The sequence below is a fragment of the Aquifex pyrophilus genome (assembly GCF_054656935.1).
Genome location: NZ_BAAHXJ010000005.1, coordinates 359622 through 376952, shown reverse-complemented (window position 1 = coordinate 376952; position 17331 = coordinate 359622). Strand labels below are relative to the sequence as shown.

17 protein-coding genes and 1 other RNA gene are annotated in these 17331 nt (G+C 45.2%); 12 read left to right on the top strand and 6 right to left on the bottom strand.

Annotation, left to right across the window (positions count from 1 at the left end; genetic code table 11):
* The first annotated feature begins 20 nt into the window (after positions 1 to 20).
* Positions 21 to 1295, top strand: a complete 1275-nt coding sequence (gene purD / locus ACYQZ0_RS05625) for a phosphoribosylamine--glycine ligase (protein WP_459775624.1) — start codon at positions 21 to 23, stop codon at positions 1293 to 1295.
* Here purD and ahbB read toward each other — a convergent pair.
* Genes ahbB through ACYQZ0_RS05595 form a run of 6 tightly spaced genes read right to left on the bottom strand, consistent with a single transcriptional unit; the run spans position 1284 to position 8415 of the window.
* Positions 1284 to 2276, bottom strand: coding sequence for a siroheme decarboxylase subunit beta (gene ahbB, locus ACYQZ0_RS05620; RefSeq protein WP_459775623.1), 993 nt, complete (start codon positions 2274 to 2276; stop codon positions 1284 to 1286). The genes purD and ahbB overlap by 12 nt on opposite strands.
* Positions 2233 to 3021, bottom strand: coding sequence for a uroporphyrinogen-III C-methyltransferase (gene cobA / locus ACYQZ0_RS05615; RefSeq protein ID WP_459775622.1), 789 nt, complete (start codon positions 3019 to 3021; stop codon positions 2233 to 2235). The genes ahbB and cobA overlap by 44 nt, the downstream gene beginning before the upstream one ends.
* A 1-nt stretch (position 3022) precedes the next feature.
* Positions 3023 to 4066: a cytochrome D1 domain-containing protein gene (locus ACYQZ0_RS05610; protein WP_459775621.1), complete on the bottom strand. Its 1044-nt coding sequence runs from the start codon at positions 4064 to 4066 to the stop codon at positions 3023 to 3025.
* Complete coding sequence (locus ACYQZ0_RS05605; protein ID WP_459775620.1) at positions 4054 to 5142, bottom strand: radical SAM protein; 1089 nt, start codon at positions 5140 to 5142, stop codon at positions 4054 to 4056. The genes ACYQZ0_RS05610 and ACYQZ0_RS05605 overlap by 13 nt, the downstream gene beginning before the upstream one ends.
* A 3-nt stretch (positions 5143 to 5145) precedes the next feature.
* The gene (locus ACYQZ0_RS05600) at positions 5146 to 6756 is read right to left on the bottom strand and encodes a cytochrome D1 domain-containing protein (protein ID WP_459775619.1); all 1611 of its coding nucleotides are present in this window, start codon (positions 6754 to 6756) and stop codon (positions 5146 to 5148) included.
* Between the two features lie 9 nt (positions 6757 to 6765).
* The gene (locus ACYQZ0_RS05595) at positions 6766 to 8415 is read right to left on the bottom strand and encodes a cytochrome D1 domain-containing protein (RefSeq protein WP_459775618.1); all 1650 of its coding nucleotides are present in this window, start codon (positions 8413 to 8415) and stop codon (positions 6766 to 6768) included.
* A 158-nt stretch (positions 8416 to 8573) separates the two neighbouring features.
* Here ACYQZ0_RS05595 and ffs point away from each other — a divergent pair.
* The 11 genes from ffs to cas6 all read left to right on the top strand — a co-directional run bounded on the left by ffs (position 8574) and on the right by cas6 (position 17314).
* Positions 8574 to 8658: signal recognition particle sRNA small type (gene ffs, locus ACYQZ0_RS05590), an RNA gene on the top strand.
* 112 nt (positions 8659 to 8770) lie between these two features.
* Positions 8771 to 8908: a hypothetical protein gene (locus ACYQZ0_RS05585; RefSeq protein WP_459775617.1), complete on the top strand. Its 138-nt coding sequence runs from the start codon at positions 8771 to 8773 to the stop codon at positions 8906 to 8908.
* Positions 8908 to 10356 (top strand): DNA polymerase III subunit gamma/tau, encoded by a 1449-nt coding sequence (gene dnaX, locus ACYQZ0_RS05580; RefSeq protein ID WP_459775616.1) that lies wholly within the window; start codon positions 8908 to 8910, stop codon positions 10354 to 10356. The genes ACYQZ0_RS05585 and dnaX overlap by 1 nt, the downstream gene beginning before the upstream one ends.
* On the top strand, positions 10349 to 10576 hold the full coding sequence (locus tag ACYQZ0_RS05575; RefSeq protein ID WP_459775615.1) for a hypothetical protein: 228 nt from the start codon (positions 10349 to 10351) through the stop codon (positions 10574 to 10576). The genes dnaX and ACYQZ0_RS05575 overlap by 8 nt, the downstream gene beginning before the upstream one ends.
* 11 nt (positions 10577 to 10587) lie before the next feature.
* On the top strand, positions 10588 to 12573 hold the full coding sequence (gene uvrB, locus ACYQZ0_RS05570; protein ID WP_459775614.1) for an excinuclease ABC subunit UvrB: 1986 nt from the start codon (positions 10588 to 10590) through the stop codon (positions 12571 to 12573).
* A gap of 21 nt (positions 12574 to 12594) precedes the next feature.
* The gene (locus ACYQZ0_RS05565; RefSeq protein ID WP_459775613.1) at positions 12595 to 13338 is read left to right on the top strand and encodes an SDR family oxidoreductase; all 744 of its coding nucleotides are present in this window, start codon (positions 12595 to 12597) and stop codon (positions 13336 to 13338) included.
* Between the two features lie 14 nt (positions 13339 to 13352).
* Positions 13353 to 13781 carry a hypothetical protein gene (locus ACYQZ0_RS05560; RefSeq protein WP_459775612.1) on the top strand — a complete coding sequence of 143 codons (429 nt, stop codon included), beginning with the start codon at positions 13353 to 13355 and terminating at the stop codon, positions 13779 to 13781.
* Positions 13768 to 14406, top strand: coding sequence for a hypothetical protein (locus tag ACYQZ0_RS05555; RefSeq protein ID WP_459775611.1), 639 nt, complete (start codon positions 13768 to 13770; stop codon positions 14404 to 14406). Before ACYQZ0_RS05560 ends, ACYQZ0_RS05555 begins: the two co-directional genes overlap by 14 nt.
* Positions 14406 to 15191: a hypothetical protein gene (locus ACYQZ0_RS05550; protein ID WP_459775610.1), complete on the top strand. Its 786-nt coding sequence runs from the start codon at positions 14406 to 14408 to the stop codon at positions 15189 to 15191. Before ACYQZ0_RS05555 ends, ACYQZ0_RS05550 begins: the two co-directional genes overlap by 1 nt.
* On the top strand, positions 15169 to 16626 hold the full coding sequence (locus tag ACYQZ0_RS05545) for an SAVED domain-containing protein (protein WP_459775609.1): 1458 nt from the start codon (positions 15169 to 15171) through the stop codon (positions 16624 to 16626). Before ACYQZ0_RS05550 ends, ACYQZ0_RS05545 begins: the two co-directional genes overlap by 23 nt.
* The gene (gene cas6, locus ACYQZ0_RS05540) at positions 16604 to 17314 is read left to right on the top strand and encodes a CRISPR-associated endoribonuclease Cas6 (protein ID WP_459775608.1); all 711 of its coding nucleotides are present in this window, start codon (positions 16604 to 16606) and stop codon (positions 17312 to 17314) included. The genes ACYQZ0_RS05545 and cas6 overlap by 23 nt, the downstream gene beginning before the upstream one ends.
* The last annotated feature ends 17 nt before the right edge of the window (positions 17315 to 17331 follow it).

Here is a 17331-nt window from a genome sequence, read left to right as displayed (position 1 = left end):
TTATCATATAATACTTTTACGTGAAAGTTCTTGTAGTTGGAAACGGAGGAAGAGAGCACGCGATAGCCTGGAAGGTAAGCCAGAGTCCACTTCTAAGTGAGCTTTATGTAGCCAAGGGAAACGCAGGTATATGGGAGATAGGAAAAAAGGTAAATATATCTCCCACAGATGTTGAGAGCCTTGCGGAATTTGCGGAAAAGGAGGGGATAGATTTTACGATTGTGGGTCCGGAAGCACCCCTCGTTGAGGGAATAGTTGACGCCTTTGAGAAAAGAGGGCTTAAGATTTTCGGACCTAATAAGGAAGCCTCAAAGCTTGAGGGAAGCAAGGCCTTTGCTAAATCCTTTATGAAGAAGTACAACATACCAACCGCGAGATACGAGGTCTTTACGGATTTTGAGAAGGCAAAGGAATACGTTGAAAAAGTAGGAGCCCCCATAGTTGTAAAGGCGGATGGGCTCGCAGCCGGAAAGGGTGCGGTTGTTTGCGAAACCGTTGAGAAGGCAATTGAAACCCTTGACCTTTTTCTTAATAAAAAGGTTTTCGGAAAAGCTTCCGAGAAAGTGGTTATTGAGGAGTTTCTGGAAGGTGAAGAGGCATCATACATAGTTATGATAAACGGGGATAAATACGTTCCTCTCCCAACCTCTCAGGACCACAAGAGACTCCTTGACGGGGATAGGGGACCGAATACGGGCGGAATGGGTGCTTACTCGCCTACCCCTGTTATAGACAGAGAAACGGAGGAGAGAATAAAGAGGGAGATTGTTGAAAGGGTCATAGAGGGTCTCAAAAATGAGGGTATATACTACAGAGGTTTCCTTTACGCGGGTTTAATGATAACGAAGGAAGGTCCTAAAGTTCTTGAGTTCAACGTCAGGCTCGGAGACCCGGAAGCCCAGCCTATACTTATGCGCATAAAAGGGGATTTTCTTAAGCTCCTGCTTGATTTTTACGAAGGAAAGGATATAAGCCTTGAGGTGAGCGATAACTGGGCTCTCTGTGTTGTTCTTGCCTCTAAGGGGTATCCTCAGAAACCCGAAACGGGTAAGATTATCCATGGACTGAAGTATCTCAAAAAGATGGAAGATGTTGTGGTATTCCACGCGGGAACAAAGAGGGAAGGAGAATTTATCGTTAGCTCTGGGGGAAGGGTTCTAAACGTTTGTGCCTACGGAAATACCTTAAAAGAGGCAAAGGAAAGAGCTTACGAAGCGATTAAATACGTCTGCTTTGAGGGGATGCATTACAGAAAGGATATAGGAGATAAAGCCTTTAAATACCTAAAGGAGTAGTTTCTCCTCCCACTCGTAGTAATCGGGGGTGAACAGTTTTACTCTCTTTTTCTTAAATTCTCTCGTTGAGAATAAAACCTTGTAGTTCCTTATGCCCGTTTCCTTAGAGAGGTATTCGCATAGCTCAAGAACCTCTTTTCTCTCCCTTCCGTGAATCATTGTAAAGAGGTTATACTCCCAAATTCCGTTTGTTTTCCTCTCGTAGCAGTGGGAAATTGCTTTAAAGCTTGAGAAAAACCTTCCTACTTCTTCAACTCTATTCTTTTCTACCTTCCAGACTGCCATTCCGTTTGCCCTGAAACCTGCCCTTCTGTGAAAGAGTATTGCGGAAAACCTCCTCATAACGCCTTTTTCCCTGAGGCTTTTCAGGGTTTCTAACAGCTTTTCCTCATCAACGCCGAGTTTTTGTGCTATATCTTCAAAAGGTTTTTCCTTTATGGGAAGGCTCTCCTGGGTTTCCCTTATAACAGCTTTCTCAAACTCCTTTAAAGGAACGGGTTTTTCTTCCTTTACTTCCCTGACTTCCTCCCTTTCAAATACCGAGCCAAAACTGAGCTTAACGCCTATTTTAAAAGTTTTTACGGTTTTGAGGACGGTGTAATCTTTTACGCTACATATTTCCGAAAGCCTCTTTACCGCCTCTTCAAGGCTGAGCTTAGCATCTGGGGGAGTCGCTATTGTAAACCACAGGTTGAACTCGTCGTTCCTTTCGTAGTTGTGACTTACGCCCGGGCATGTGTTTATAAGCTTCGCCACCGATTCAATCCTCTCGGGAGGAACCTTAAAGGCAACGAGGGAGCTGTCGTATCCCGCCCTTTTTGTGTCGTAAATGGGGGAAATCTGCCTTATCACCTTTTCCCTCATGAGCCTTTCTACTTCTTTTATGACCTCCCTCTCGGGTATGCCGAGCTTTTCCGCCACGTATCTGAAAGGTCTTTCAAGTATCGGTATGTCTTCCTGGAGTATCTTTAAGAGCTCCATAGGTGAACCTCCCCGTCTCGTTAAACTCCTTCAGGACCTTATGAAGATTTACAACATTCCCAATGACCATAACCGCTGGGGGATTTACTTCGGGAGGGTTTTCCGAAACCTCCTTTAAGGTTGATATAACTATTCTCTGGTCCTCGGTAGTTCCCCTTTCCACGAAGGCAACGGGCTCGTAGGGGTTTCTCCCGGCGTTTATGAGCTCCTTTGCTATTCTCCGTCTGTTTTTCACTCCCATCAGTATTACAACCGTGTCTATATCTTTAAAGGCCTTCCAGTTTACATACTTTCTCTTTCCAACGGTTTCGTGTCCCGTAACGACTGCGAAGGAGGAGGATATTCCCCTGAAGGTTAAGGGGATTCCCCCGTATTCGGGAACCGCGTAAAAGGAGCTTACGCCGGGAACGAGCTCGTAAGGTATCCCGTTCCTCTCAAGGAAAAGGGCTTCCTCTCCTCCCCTGCCGAATATAAAGGGGTCTCCTCCCTTCAGTCTCACAACGTTTTTGTAAAGTTTTGCGTAAAAGAGGAGAAGCCTGTTAATCTCTTCTTGGGGAATGGTGTGCTTCCCGTCCTCCTTTCCCACGTAAACGAGCTTTGCCAAAGGGTTTACGTAGTTCAGTATATCCTCGTTTACAAGTCTGTCGTAAAGAACCACGTCCGCCTTTTTCAGTATTCTGTATGCCTTCAGGGTGAGGAGTTCGGGGTCTCCGGGTCCCGCTCCCACGATGTAAACCTTTCCCATATCACTCACCTCCGTAAATAAAAACGCCCGAAGGCGTAGGAACGCTTATCTCCTTCACAACTTCAAGCTCAGGAACGCTTACCTTTTTCAACTTTCCCTCATAGTAAGAGGAGAGGTATATAAACCTTCCGTCCCTCGTAAATCTGAAGTGGAGAATTCTCTTCCCGAGGGCTTTCGTTTTTAAAACTCTTTTCTCTCTCAGGTCAATGAGCGTCAGGTAATCCTCCGTATCCCCGCTGTAATTTACCGCTAAATACTTCCCGTCCGGGGAAACTCTCACGAAAACGGGAAGCCCCTTCACTTCAATGCTCCCCAGGTATGAGAAATCCCTCAGACTTATCACGTGAATCTTTCTCTCTCCTACCGCGGGTATGTAAGCCTTTTCCTCCCAGACTCCCCAAAAGCCGAAGTGGGGAATCTTGAAAACAACCTCCTTCCCTTCTGCTTTAAAGAGGACTTTCTTATATGAGAAATTTCTAAGGTTTATTAGGCCTATTCCCTCCTCAAGAAAGAATCCCACTACGTATATATCCCCGTAAAGGAAAGCGTCAAAGGGCATCTTACCGACGGGTATGCTTCTCAACAGCCCGTAGTTATCGCATCTCCTTATCTCAACGGTATCCTTGTCCATGAGGGCGTAAACGAAGAGGTTTTCCCTTCCCTTTATGCCGACGTTTCTTGAGCCCGTTTTTATCCTTCTTAGGATTTTCAGTTCCGTGTTGAGAATAACTACGTCTTTGGGGGAGTAGTTTGCAACGAGAACCTTATCCCCACAGAAGTTCAGCCCTATCGTGCTTTCCCCAACTTTTACCTTTTTCAGGAGTTTGTAATTTCGGGGGTCTATCTTTGAGAGGTATCCATCCCTGCTTATGAGGTATCCGTATCCCTTGAAGAATTTAAGGGTTGCGTGATTCAGATTTCCGAGTCCCTTAATCTCTTCAACGAGTTTATCTTCTTTTATAACCGCGAGACTTCCCTTCTCCCTCTCTACGACGAAGACATCACCGAAGGCAAAGAAGAATAATAATAAAATCAGAGGTAACATAACGGGTCCTCCTCAAAAAGGTCTCCGTAGGCGAAGTAGGCCCTTGCCCTTGAGTTTCCGTTACATACCTCAAGGTATGGACATTCGGAACATCTTCCCTTGAGCTTTCTCGGGCGTTCCCTTAGTTTTGAGAGAATGCCGTTAGAGTTCCATATCTCTTTAAAGCTCCTTTCCCTTAGATTCCCGAGAATTAGGGGGAAGAAGGGGTCGGGCTTTACGTTTCCCCTGTGGTCTATATTCACAAGCCTTTCTCCCGCGCTGTTTCCTCCCCAGTTTTTCAGTCCCTCATAAAGGTATTCCCCGTATTCGGGATAACGTTCGGAAAAAAGCTTATAGAGAAGAACGCCATCGCACTCGTTGTTTCCCGTAACGACCTCTATCTCCTTTCCCTTCTCAACGTAAGAGAGAGCCCTCTCAAGAATTCTTTTTACAACGCCCTTATACTCCTCCTTTTCAACACCGCCAAGCCTTTTCCCCCTTCCCGCAAAAACTATGTGGGAGATATAAATCTTCGGTATTTCCAAGTCCTCAACGAGCGTAAATACGTAATCAAGGGAGTCCTTCGTAAGCTCCGTTAGGGTGAACCTTAGCCCTGTCCTTATTCCTTCCGAAAGGCACAGCTCCAGGGCTCTTACGGACTCCCGGAAGGCTCCCCTCTTTCCCCTGAAGAGGTCGTGAACCTCGGGATTTCCGTCAACGCTTATTCCCACGTAATCAAAGCTTTCCTTTATCTCCTTTACGTTATCCTCCTTTATGAGTATCCCGTTCGTTGAGAGGTATGTTTTAAATCCTTTATCTTTCAGTATCTTCGCTATATCGTAAATATCCTCCCTGAGGAGGGGCTCACCTCCCGAAATAATTACGAACCTAACGCCTTCTTCTTTCAACTCATCGGAAATCCTCTTTATCTCATCAAGGGAAAGCTCTTCCCTTTTATTCTGGTTTGCGGAAGCGTAGCAGTGCTTACAGTAAAGGTTGCACCTGTTCGTGAGATTCCATATAAGGATTACTCCGTTTATGGGCTTCGGAACTTCCTTCCTTAATGCTTTCCTTACATACCGGCTTACTCTCAGCATCTTTCACTCCACCAAATCCTTTCTTAAAGCTTCAAAAAGCTCCATTAACGCCTCAAGCTCATAGGCACTCAGTCTTATCCTGGGCATGGCGTTTCTGGTGTATCCGAGGAGCTTATAGTTTTTTTCGGGGTTTAAAATCTGGGAAAGTATTAAATCCTTCGGTCTGTTTTTCGCTATCCATTCAAGAGGCGGTGCGAAGGCTTCTCTTTTGAGGTGGTGGCATCCCCAGCACTTCTCCATAAATACCTCGTATCCGAGAAAGGCCCCGTATAAGCTTCTGCTTTTTAGTATCGCGTTATACTTCCCCACAGGATACTTAAGGGGGTAGCTCTTCATTTTCTTAAAGCTGTATGCGTCCAAAAGCTCAAGCCCCTCCCCAAGAACGCTCAGGTATGCTATATTCCCGTCCCCGGAAAACTCCGCATGAGTAAAGGTTCCCCCTTCGGAGACCTTAATTCTTTCAAGCCTTAGGCTCTTTTTGTTAAGGAGGAGTACGTAATTTCTGTAGGTGTCGAGCCAGAGGTATGGGTTCTTGAAGTGGGTCCTCACGAAGAAGCCCTTCTCCTTTAACCTGAAGGTTTTTATTTTCTTCCAGTTGTAAAGCTCCCAGAGTGTCAGGCTCCCGTCCCTGTGTCTCGTAGCCATATAAAATTTTCCCTTCCTATACCAGAAGCTGACCGCAAAGAGGTGGGGAAGGCTCCCGGTTTTTTCTTCATAAACTTTTTTAAAATCCTCAATTCTGTAAATAACTACCTTCTTTCCATCCCTTGAGCTTCCTATTATGTAGTTCTCAAAGGGGTCAATGAAGTAGTCCTGAAGGGGCTCCTCAACGGGATAGCTCCTCAGGGTCTTGTTAAATATGCCTACCTCCCTTCTATCCCTGTAGGCCACTATCAGGGCATCCCTCTTATAGAGGGTGTATATCGCACTTATTCTGCCCTTTAAGGGAATAACTTTTAAGGGTTTCAACGCTCTTGAGAGTACGACGAGCTGTTTCGGGAGGACGCATCCCGCAACAACGTTCTCCCCGTATAGGGCTATGTTTCTGAGGTAAACGCATGCCCTAACCTTTGAGAGGGGTCTTCTCTCTTTCAGGTCGTATGAGATTATCCATCCATCCCTTGAAGGAACGTAAAATACATAATCTTTCAGGGAAAACTTAACTCCTCCGTGGACGTATTTCATGGGGAACTTATCAAGAAGCCTTTCCCCTTCAAGGAGGTAAACAAAGCCGCTTTTATCAACCGCTACGGTGATGTTTATAAACTTCTTTATCTCGTAATTCTTCGGTTTTTCCTCTAAGTATTGAAAGCTTTTCTTTATTTCCTCAAGCCCGTAATTTACGTTTTTCACGGGTTTAGTTATGTAGGAAATGAGAGCGTTAATCTCTTCCTGGGTAAGGTTAGGGAAGGGAGGCATGCCCGTTGCAGAGAGTCCCTCCCTGATTATTTTCTTTAGGTTTTTTCCCTTTAAAAACTCGGGGATTAAGGGAGGTGCTGTTTTGCCGAGTCTGTCTTTGCCGTGGCAGGGAGAACAGTATTTTTCGTAAATTTCCGTCTTTCCGAAGGAAAAAAGGAAGAAAACAAAAAGAGGCAGTGCAATGAGGGAAGGCATATATACACCTCAGTAAATGTCGTGGGTCGTGGTATAAACGTTGAATATGCCCGTGGGCGTCCTCACCCAGTCTCCCGTTATCACCTTCTTGAGTTTCATCGTTTTGTCGTCGTAAACCGCTATAGCGGTGGGCTGGTCCTTCCTTCCCCATATGGAAATCCATACCTCCTTGCCGTGCATGTCGTATTCGGGGTGAACAACCCTTGCGTTTTCGGGCATTTTGTATCCCGCTTTTTTGAGGTCCTCTATCACGTCTATTGTCTTGATAACCTTTAAGGTCTTCTTATCAATTACGTAAACCTCTTTCTTTAGCTTGTCGTCGGGATTGAGCGGTCTGTCAACCCATATGTGTTTTGAGTTGGGGTGAGTCTTTATAAAGAGCGTTCCTCCTCCGGGACCGGGGAGTTCTATGTTTGCGACAACCTTCCAGGCATACTGGGGATGACCTTCGGGGTCCGTTCCTATGCAGGCTACATTGTTAGAACCTATGTGTCCAGTACACCATATCGGTCCGTATTTGGGATGGTTAACGTTCGCTCCCCTTCCAGGGTGGGGCTTTACACCGGTTTCTACTTTTGCGACGAGTTTTTTCTCCTTTGCGTCAACCGCTACGACCTTATTCCTCATATTTGCCGCAACGAGGAAATACCTCTTTGAAGAGTCCCATCCCCCGTCGTGGAGGTATCTCTCGGTTTCTATCATGTTCACCTTAACGTCGGGAAGTTTTGAGTAATCAACAATCCAGACATGTCCCGTCTCCTTTACCGAGACAATCCATGCGGGGTCGTAGTGGGAGGCAACGATTGAAGCTACCCTTGCTTCCCTAACAAACTCTTCCGTATCGTATGTATAACCGCTCGTTGATACTATCTTGAGGGGCTTTAGGGTCTGTCCGTCAAGTATAACTATGCTTGGAGGCCAGTAACAGCCCACTATCGCGAGTTTGTCCATGTAGTTTCCTTTTCTTCCCTTATACTTGCTCGTGTCTATTGAACGGGCATCGTAACAAACCTTAACCTCCGCAACCTTGTCCGGCTTCTTCATCCACAGGTCTATGAGCGTGGCCTTTCCGTCCCTTCCTATAGTGAGGAAGTACCTTCCCGTTCCCGAGGAACGGAATATGTGAACCGCAAATCCCGTATCAACAATATTTACGAGTTCTTTCGTATCCCCGTCTATTATCGCAACCTTTCCTATGTCCCTGAGTATTACGCCCATAAAGTTCTTCCAGTTTCTCTTGTGCTCGGGCTTTTTGGGTCTTTCCTCGGGGGGAACGTAAACGTGCCAGGTCTTTAGCATGTCCTGAAGTGCCATCTCGGGAGGCGGAGGGGGTTCGTGCATTAGGAACTTCGCAAGGAGCTCTATTTCCTCTTCTGTAAGAACTCCTTGCTTTCCCCAGTCGGGCATTCCGCCGGGCGTTCCGTTGTAAACTATCCACTTTATGTAGTCAATTCCCCTCTGTTTCATAATCTCGGGTTTTAAGGGAGGTCCCGTTGCTCCTCCCCTGAGCATCCCGTGACATCCCGCACACCTGTCAAAGTAAATCTGTGCCGCCTTTTTCATCTCCTCGGGAGTAAGCTCCGGAGGTTTCGTTTCTGCCTTTACAACACCCCACACCAGAACCAGGCTACTAACCGCAAGAGAAGCAAGACGCTTCATGACACGCCTCCTTATGACCTTTATCAGTAAATAAATATATACTTTCATATGATTTTAGTCAATAATAAAATGACCTTAAAATCAGAAATTTCTTTTTAGTCTCCCCCGCTAATAAAATCTAAACTTGACAAATAAAGTGCCTCGTGTATATTTAATTATTAGCCCTGCGACGGGACAGGGTGAATCCCCCAGGCCCGAAAGGGAGCAAGGGTAAGCCCGCCGTCCCGTGCGCAGGGTCCTTTCTTAAACCTGGAGGAGGTATTCCGTGGGTTCCCAGGAACTCGCACAGGAGTTAAAGCAACTAAAAGACGGTCGCAAAAACGGAGAAATTTCCCCCGCGGAATTTTATAAACGTTTGCTTAAGCTGGTGGCAAAGCTTGCCAACGAACTCCACGAGGAAGCAATATCCGAGGATAACGTAAAGAAGCAGATACCTTTAATTTTAGCCTTTTTGGAGGAACAGATTAAGAAGTACGCGGAAAGAGGTCATTAATGACCTACGTTCCTTTTGCAAGGAAATACAGACCTAAGTTCTTCAGGGAAGTTATCGGACAAGAGGTTCCCGTTAGAGTTTTAAAAAACGCAATAAGAAATAACAGAGTTTCTCACGCATACCTGTTTGCGGGACCCCGGGGTGTTGGAAAGACGACCATAGCGAGAATTCTCGCAAAAGCCTTAAACTGCAAGAACCCCTCCGGAGGAGAACCCTGCGGGGAGTGTGAAAACTGCAGGGAGATAGATAAGGGCATATTCCCCGACCTCATAGAGATGGACGCAGCCTCAAACAGAGGTATAGACGATGTAAGAACATTAAAAGAAGCGGTTAATTACAAACCCATAAAGGGAAAGTATAAGGTTTACATAATAGACGAAGCTCACATGCTAACGAAGGAGGCCTTTAACGCCCTTCTCAAAACCCTTGAAGAACCCCCTCCCAATACCGTTTTCGTTCTCTGCACAACGGAATACGACAAGATACTCCCGACAATCCTCTCAAGGTGCCAGAGGATAATCTTCAGCAAAGTTCCCAAAGAAAAGGTTATTGAGTATATGAAGTTAATATGTGAAAAAGAAGGGATAGAGTATGAGGAGGAAGCCCTTAACATACTCGCTCAAGCCTCTGAGGGATGCATGAGGGACGCTGCTTCCCTCCTTGACCAGGCAAGCGTTTACGGAGAGGGAAGGGTAACGAAGGAAGCTGTTGAGAACTTCCTCGGTATCTTAAGTGCGGAAACAGTAAGGAGTTTCATGAAGCTTCTCCTTGATTCACAGGTTGATGAAGCGATAAACTTCCTTAGGGAACTTTCCCAGAAGGGATACAACCTTACGAAGTTCTGGGAGATGCTTGAGGAAGAAATAAGGCACGCCATTCTCGTAAAAAGCCTCCAGAAACCCGAAAGGATTGTTGAAAATCCGGAGGATTACGAGGAGTTTAAAAATTACCCCCTTGAGGCACTCCTTTATCTTGAAAACGTTGTGAACAGGGGAAAGGTTGAGTCGCGAACGAGGGAGCCCCTGTTTGCCTACGAGCTTGCGGTAATAAAGACGAAGATTGTTAAGGAGATTATCCCCATATCAAGACTTGGAAAGGTTGAGGTAAAGGAGGAAAAACCGACGAAAGAGGAAATAAAAGAAAAGAAGGAAGAGAAGGAAGAAAGCCTTAAAGATAAGCTTGAAAGGGAAGCAAAACCCATACTGAGAGAACTCATAAGAAACGGGTTTGAAGAGAAGGGGAAGTTAATAATAAAGCTTGATGAGAAAACTTACGAGAGGTTTAAAAAGGAGCTTGAGGAACTCAAAAGCAGGTTTCCCTTCGTTGAGTATGAGGTTGAGGTAAAAAAAAATTCCTCAAGACCGGAGCAAGATGAAGCTGTTTTAAAGGTTATGGAGCTGTTCAATGCGAAAATCGTCAGGGTCAGAGATAAAGGCAAAGGTGATTAAGGTAAGAATGCCCGTTGAAGAGGTCGGGTTGTTCAATTCCCTAATAGACGGGCTTCCCCGTTACGCCCTCACGAGAACAAAAGAGAAGGGAACTGGAGAGGTTTACGTTCTTGCAACGCCACACAAAGTAAAGGAGCTGATGGAAGCCCTTGAGGGAATGAAGAAACACATAAAAGGCCTTGAAATCCTCGGGGAAACAGACGAGGAGCTTACCTTTTAAATTAAAATTCTATGGGAGATTCCTTTAAGCTCGTATCGGAGTTAAAGCCAGCGGGAGACCAGCCAAAAGCTATAGAAAAACTTCTTGAGAATCTTGAGAGGGGTGTAAAGGAACAGGTCCTACTGGGAGCGACGGGAACGGGAAAAACGTATACCTTAGCCAACGTAATAGCCCGGTACAATAAGCCCACACTCGTTGTCGTTCACAACAAGATTCTCGCAGCCCAGCTCTACAGGGAGTTTAAGGAGCTTTTTCCCGAGAATGCGGTTGAGTATTTCGTTTCTTACTACGATTATTATCAGCCCGAGGCATACATACCCGAAAAGGATTTATACATAGAGAAGGATGCGAGCATAAACGAGACCCTTGAGCGATACCGACACTCCGCAACTATATCCGTTCTGGAAAGAAGGGACGTGATAGTTGTAGCTTCCGTTTCCTGCATATACGGACTCGGAAAGCCGGAGCATTACGAGAAGCTCAGGATAAAGCTTGAGAGGGGAATAAGGCTTAGCCTCTCAAAACTTCTGAGGAAACTCATAGAGCTCGGATACCAGAGGAACGATTACGCCTTCAAGAGGGCGACCTTTTCTGTGAGGGGGGACGCGGTTGAGATTGTCCCCTCAAACACGGAGGATTACCTCGTAAGGGTTGAGTTCTGGGACGATGAAGTGGAGCGTATAGTATTAATAGATATATTAAATAGACACATAATTAAGGAAGTTGATAGCTTCTCACTATTTCCCGCTTCCCACTACATAGCCCCCAGACCCACGGTAGAACAGGCACTTGAGGAGATAGAGAAAGACTTAATAGAGAGAGTCAACTGGTTCAAGAAAAGGGGAAGGAACGTAGAAGCCCAAAGACTTTACCAGAGAACTATGCACGACCTTGAGATGATTAGGGAGCTCGGACACTGCAAGGGCATAGAGAACTACTCGAGGTATTTTGACGGAAGAAAACCGGGAGAACCTCCCTTTACCCTTCTCGATTACTTCCCCGAGGATTTTCTCCTCATAATAGACGAGTCCCACATGACCGTTCCCCAGCTGAGGGCTATGTATAACGGGGACAGGAGCAGGAAGGAAAAGCTCGTTGAATACGGATGGAGGCTTCCCTCAGCCCTTGACAACAGACCCCTTAAGTTTGAAGAATTCCTTGAGAGGATAAACCAGGTTATATACGTATCCGCAACACCCGGGGAGTGGGAACTCCAGAGGAGCAAGGGAAACGTTGTTGAACAGATAGTGAGACCGACGGGACTCCTTGACCCCGTGGTTGAAGTGAGACCGAAGATGAACCAACTTGAGGACCTGGTTAAGGAGATTAAGGAAGTGAAAAAGAGAAAGGAGCGAGCTCTCGTCCTCACGACAACGAAAAGGCTTGCGGAGGACGTTGCCGACTACCTTACGGAAAGGAAGATAAAGGCAAAATACATGCACTCGGAGCTTGATGCGATAGAGAGGGCGAAGCTGGTAAAGGAGCTCAGGGAGGGAGGAATAGACGTTATAGTGGGCGTGAATCTACTCAGAGAGGGGCTTGACCTTCCGGAGGTTTCCCTCGTCGCCATACTTGAGGCGGACAAAGAAGGATTTTTAAGGAGTTATCAGGCACTCATACAGACGATAGGGAGGGCCGCGAGAAACGTTCACGGAAAGGCCATACTTTACGCAGACAGGATAACGAAAGCCATGGAAAAAGCGATAAACGAAACAAACAGGAGGAGGAAGATACAGGAGGAGTTCAACAAAAAGCACGGGATAACGCCGAGAAGCGTGAAGAAACCCGTAAAGGAACTCCTCGCCCTTGAAGAGCTTGATTACGTGGAGCTTCCCACGGACATACCGAAAGGTGTGAAATCCGAGGAGGATATTCTCAAGAAAATAGAAAAGCTTGAGAAGGAGATGTGGAAGTGTGCGAAGAACTGGGAGTTTGAGAAAGCGGCAAAGCTAAGGGACGAGATAAAAAAACTGAAAAAGCTTATAGGAATAGATTGAGAACTCCTTTAAGCTATTGTTATGGAAAAGGTTGCGATAATCACGGGAATAAAGAGAATAGGAAGGGAAGTATCAAAGTTCCTTATAGATAAAGGTTATAACCTCACGGTGGTTTACTTCAGAAGCGAAGAGGCAGCAAAGGAGATAAAGGAATACGGAGCTTTCAAGGGAAAAGAGGTTTTAACCTTAAAGCTTGATTTGTGCCTTTCCGAGAACACGAAAAGAGTCGTTGAAGAGACCCTGAATAAGTTCGGGAGAGTTGACGCCTTCGTTCACCTTGCCTCTCCGTACGTGAGAAAACCCATACTTGAGACAATGAGGGAGGATTTATACAACCACTTCATACCAATAGCGGAGGCTTTCTTCTTTATCTCTATTGAGAGCTACAAAGCTATGTTGAAAAACGAGGGAGATATAAAGGGGCATATAGTAGCCTTCGGGGACTGGGCTACCGAAATTTCCCCTTACAAAAACTTCGGGGCTTACTTCGTCGCAAAGGGAGCACTTCACACCGCGGTAAGAGTTCTCGCAAAGGAGTTTGCCCCTCACGTTCCCGTGAACTGCATAGCTCCCGGCCCCGTCCTCAAAGCGGAAAACTACACCCAGGAAGAGTGGGAAAAAATACTCAAGCGAACTCCCATGAGAAGAGAGGTATCAATGAAGGACATACTTAAAACCCTTGACCTACTTCTCACAACTAACAGCATAACGGGGGAGATAATAATGGTTGACGGAGGAAGACACATAGCGGGCTCGGGCGTTTAAAATATTTTTCATCAATGAGGGAGCTTCTTGAGGAGATTTATAAAGATACACTCAAGAAAAGGGGGAACAAATTCTTGGGAGTTATTAAATTTGAGAATTTAAAGTTTCTTGAGGAGCTACTGAATACAGATTTGGGAATAAGGGGAAGGCTTGAGAAAGGGGAAGAACCGAGGAGGAAAAGACCCTTCATAGGCTGGTATATCTCCGGGGAGGAATTAAAACTCGTTTTCCTCACGCGGAGAAAACAAAACCCTCACGTGAACCTGAGGCTATGCAAAAGATGCCCAAATCTTTATGAGGACACTTATATATTCAGGGACAGAAAAAGAAGTTTTGTTGGATACATACTCAAATCAAATACTCTAAAAGATTTCATACTTTGCGGAAGTTGCGAAGACCTTGAATATCTTGAGAGTTTGAGGTTTTACCGTGGCGGATATTAAGGGTAAAGTTTTCGCATTCCTTGAGGGAAAGGAGAAGGAGTATTTTAAGGAGCTAATAAAAAAGGAAGCGACAAAAAGCGGGCTTGAAGTCTTCCTGAGAAAAAAGATAGGAGACGATTACGTGGATGAGATACTCTCGGTTTTATACCTAAAACTTTATCTCCTGAAGGAGGAACTTGAAACAAGACCCCGGATAAACCACTCCTATATCTCAAGGGTTATATACACCTGTATGGTTGACACACTGAACGGGAATTCAGAGGAAAAGGTTGTCTTTAGGGACGAGGAGGGAGAGGTGAGGGATTTTGAGGAGGTTTTCGGAGAGGAAGAGGATTACGAATTAAGTCCTGCTTCGGAGGAGCTCTTCGGTGCTGTAAGTAATAAACTGAAGGATAAAGACATAGACGTTCTGTGTTATTACCTATATAAGGAGCTTTACTCGGTTGAGATAAAGCTTGAGGGTATGAACAAAACAACCCTTTATAAGAGATGGGAAAGGCTGAAGAAGAAGCTTGCAAAACTCTTTCCTTTTAAGCCTACAGAAGAAGAGTTTAGAGAGTTTGCGGAAAAGTATCTGTCAGAGGTATGTGAAAAAAGAGGTTATAAGAGGAAGGAGGAAAATTGATGGACATCCAGAAAATCCTTTACGAGAACTACGTAAAGCGAAGAGGAAGGATACTCCTTGAGGCAAAAAATCCCACGGAACCGAAAGTAGGAGAGGTGAGGCTCTTTCTGACGGACCCGCCCGAGTGGTTTCTCGTAATAAATAAGGAGGGAGAGTTATATACAATTGTCCCCCTTACATCTTTTGTTCAGCTGGCGATTACGAATAAAAAACCTCCCGTAATAAGTTGGAAAAAGTTCAGCCTCGTTCCCCTCCCCTTCTGGGTTTTCGGAAGGAAAGAAATTTTAAAAAAGTATTCAAAACCCGTATTCAGGATAAACGAGAAAGGTCTTGAAAAAGTCAGGGAATACGTGAGAACGGCGAGAACGAAAGGGATAGGAAAGTGGAGGGAGAAGTTTATAAAAGCGGTTTACAAGAGGTATGAGGATTTAAACCTCTCATCAATTGCATACACAATTCTAAAGGAAGAAAGTGAGGAAAATGAGGTTATCGTTCAGTTCCCCACTCTTTTAGCTTACAGGTTAACGGAAAGACCAGAGCTTAGAGTCGCTGCACAGCCCCAGAATTACCTGAGGGGGGAAAACTGGCTCGGCGTCGTTGAGGGGAATAAGCTAATTATTTACCTTCCAGAGGAGCTTATAGGGAAGAGAGTAAGGATAACCTTAAGAGGTGAGCTCATTTACGAAGGTATGGGGGAGGAGAGGATAATTATTGAAAACCTTCCCGAGCTTCCTTCTTACTCTTTCCTTGAGGAGGAGTTAGATGTTCAGGTATTACGCGATTGAGGACGAGCACTTCAAAGGGCTACTCTGGAACGGCAAGCTTGACGAAGACTTAGACGAAGTCATGGAGCAGTTTCAGCTCCTGACACCCTTCAAGCAGTATGAGCTCGTGAAATACATAAAGGAAAAGAAGGTTTATCCGAGTCTCGGCAAGCTAACGGAAGCTTTTCGCGTGTCCGAGGAGGAGGGAAGGGCCTTTTTAAATAACCCCTTCAGGGAGGTTTTAATACCCACGGTAAACGATGGGGAAGGGAAGCTCGTTAGAGCTATAACCGTTGAGGGCTTGAGCAAAGTCATCACAAATGCAGAACACCTCAAAAGTTCCCTCAACGTTATAAAGGATTTCCTCGGATTTGGCTTTTTCGCCTTCTTTGATGAGTTTTTCTCCGGGGAGAGCTATATGCTGTCTCTAACTCTTTCCCTGTATGTTGAAAACCTTCCCCAGGATTTACTATTTACGGGAAAAATAGACAGGGAAGGGAGGATTTACGAGGCAAACGGAATACCCAAAAAGAGGAAGCTCGCTCAAAAATACGGATACAGACTCATTCCGCCCTCAAGACTCTCCAACGTCCGGGATATAAAAGCCTGGCTTGATGCTGAGAGATACGACGTTCCCCTCTTCATTACGAAAACAACCCAGAACTACGAGGGAGAGTTCAGGAGCTTCCTGAAAAGCCTTTTAATAGAGAATGTTGATAAAGTTCTTGAGAACCTTGAACTTTTTAACGCTATAGGTGAAGAAACCGTTCTTATGATTACGGGAAGGCTCGAGCCTAAAGAAAGCGTGTGGAAAGAAAAAGTAGGGGATTTTTACAGAAGAATAAAGAAGATTGAGGAAAAGCTCTCGGGGAGAGAGGTTTACCACATAGGAATTAACGGGGCCTCTGCTTTTGCCTTTGCGTGCGGAACGATTTACGGAAGCTATAAGCCCTTTGTCTTTTACCATTTCCAGAACGGGGAGTATATACCCCTGAAGGTTGATAACGTCAGAAGCTTAAAGGAAAGGCTAAAGGAATACGAGAGCATAAAATACACCTATGAGGAAGGAGGGGAAAAACTTGTTGTTATCCTTTCCCTTTCCCACCACAGCGCTGAAGCGGACGTGAAGGCCTACACAAAGGCCCTGAACCCCTCTTACCTTATTGTGAGACATAAAAAATCGGGAAATCTTGCACCCGAAGAAATGATAAAGGTATCAAGAGAAATAGCGAGCCTCATACAGGACATAAGGGAGAAAAAGAGTGTAAGGGAGTTTCACTTCTTCTTTTCCGCCCCCGTTGCTGTCTGCTTCATGGTGGGTGTAGCCTTTGGTTATTACAGCCCCGGCTACATATACAATTACGAAAAACCATATGGTTATGAAAGAGTTCTTAAACTTGAGGATATAAGAAACATAAGGGAGGGAAATATCTTTGAGATTTATCGTAAAGCTTAAGGCAGAGAAGCCTGCGAGGATAAACGCTGATTACAGGAGGAGGTTTATCTCCCTTCTAAAGAAAACTCTTGGAGAGGATTACTTTTCAGAGGAAGGACCGAGACCCTATACCTTTTGCGTTTACTTTAAAGATGCAAAGTTCAAGGGAGACTTTATAGATAACGTAAAAGGTATTAACCTACGCTTCTCTTCGGGGGACATTGAAACTATAGTTAGGTTTTACAACGGCATACTGAGGCTAAAAAAGGAAAAATACAGACACAGGATAGGAAACCAAGCATTCAGTATCGTGAGGATAGAAAGGGAAGAGATGAAAACACTCACGGGAGCTTTTAAAACTCTCTCCCCTCTAATCGTTGAGAGAATAGGATTTAGAAATGAAAGGGAGAGGTATATAACACCCGACGAAGAGGAGTTTAACATCTCCCTCCTTGAGAACGTAAAGAGGAGATACGAAGCGATAAAGGGAGAACCCCTTAAGGTTAAGGAGTTTGAGTTTATACCTGTTAAGGGAAAAAATGTCCTTGTGAAGCACTACGGAGGAGTGTTAAAGGGATTTCTCGGGAAATTCATCCTCAGAGCTGATTCGGAACTCCTTAAGTTCGTTTACCTTTACGGCTTGGGGCTTAGAACGGGGCAGGGATTTGGTTACATTGAGGTGTCAGATTCTGAAGAAACCGAAGGTTAATAAACGTTAGGGAGGTA

What these genes read in the sequence shown, in the direction of transcription:
- ACYQZ0_RS05550 (WP_459775610.1), top strand. Translation starts at nt 14,406, where the DNA reads ATGGACATCCAGAAAATCCTTTACGAGAACTACGTAAAGCGAAGAGGA.
- ACYQZ0_RS05565 (WP_459775613.1), top strand. Translation starts at nt 12,595, where the DNA reads ATGGAAAAGGTTGCGATAATCACGGGAATAAAGAGAATAGGAAGGGAA.
- ACYQZ0_RS05605 (WP_459775620.1), bottom strand. Translation starts at nt 5,142, where the DNA reads ATGCTGAGAGTAAGCCGGTATGTAAGGAAAGCATTAAGGAAGGAAGTT.
- ACYQZ0_RS05545 (WP_459775609.1), top strand. Translation starts at nt 15,169, where the DNA reads ATGTTCAGGTATTACGCGATTGAGGACGAGCACTTCAAAGGGCTACTC.
- ahbB (WP_459775623.1), bottom strand. Translation starts at nt 2,276, where the DNA reads ATGGAGCTCTTAAAGATACTCCAGGAAGACATACCGATACTTGAAAGA.
- ACYQZ0_RS05595 (WP_459775618.1), bottom strand. Translation starts at nt 8,415, where the DNA reads ATGAAGCGTCTTGCTTCTCTTGCGGTTAGTAGCCTGGTTCTGGTGTGG.
- dnaX (WP_459775616.1), top strand. Translation starts at nt 8,908, where the DNA reads ATGACCTACGTTCCTTTTGCAAGGAAATACAGACCTAAGTTCTTCAGG.
- uvrB (WP_459775614.1), top strand. Translation starts at nt 10,588, where the DNA reads ATGGGAGATTCCTTTAAGCTCGTATCGGAGTTAAAGCCAGCGGGAGAC.
- cobA (WP_459775622.1), bottom strand. Translation starts at nt 3,021, where the DNA reads ATGGGAAAGGTTTACATCGTGGGAGCGGGACCCGGAGACCCCGAACTC.
- ACYQZ0_RS05610 (WP_459775621.1), bottom strand. Translation starts at nt 4,066, where the DNA reads ATGTTACCTCTGATTTTATTATTATTCTTCTTTGCCTTCGGTGATGTC.
- ACYQZ0_RS05600 (WP_459775619.1), bottom strand. Translation starts at nt 6,756, where the DNA reads ATGCCTTCCCTCATTGCACTGCCTCTTTTTGTTTTCTTCCTTTTTTCC.
- ACYQZ0_RS05560 (WP_459775612.1), top strand. Translation starts at nt 13,353, where the DNA reads ATGAGGGAGCTTCTTGAGGAGATTTATAAAGATACACTCAAGAAAAGG.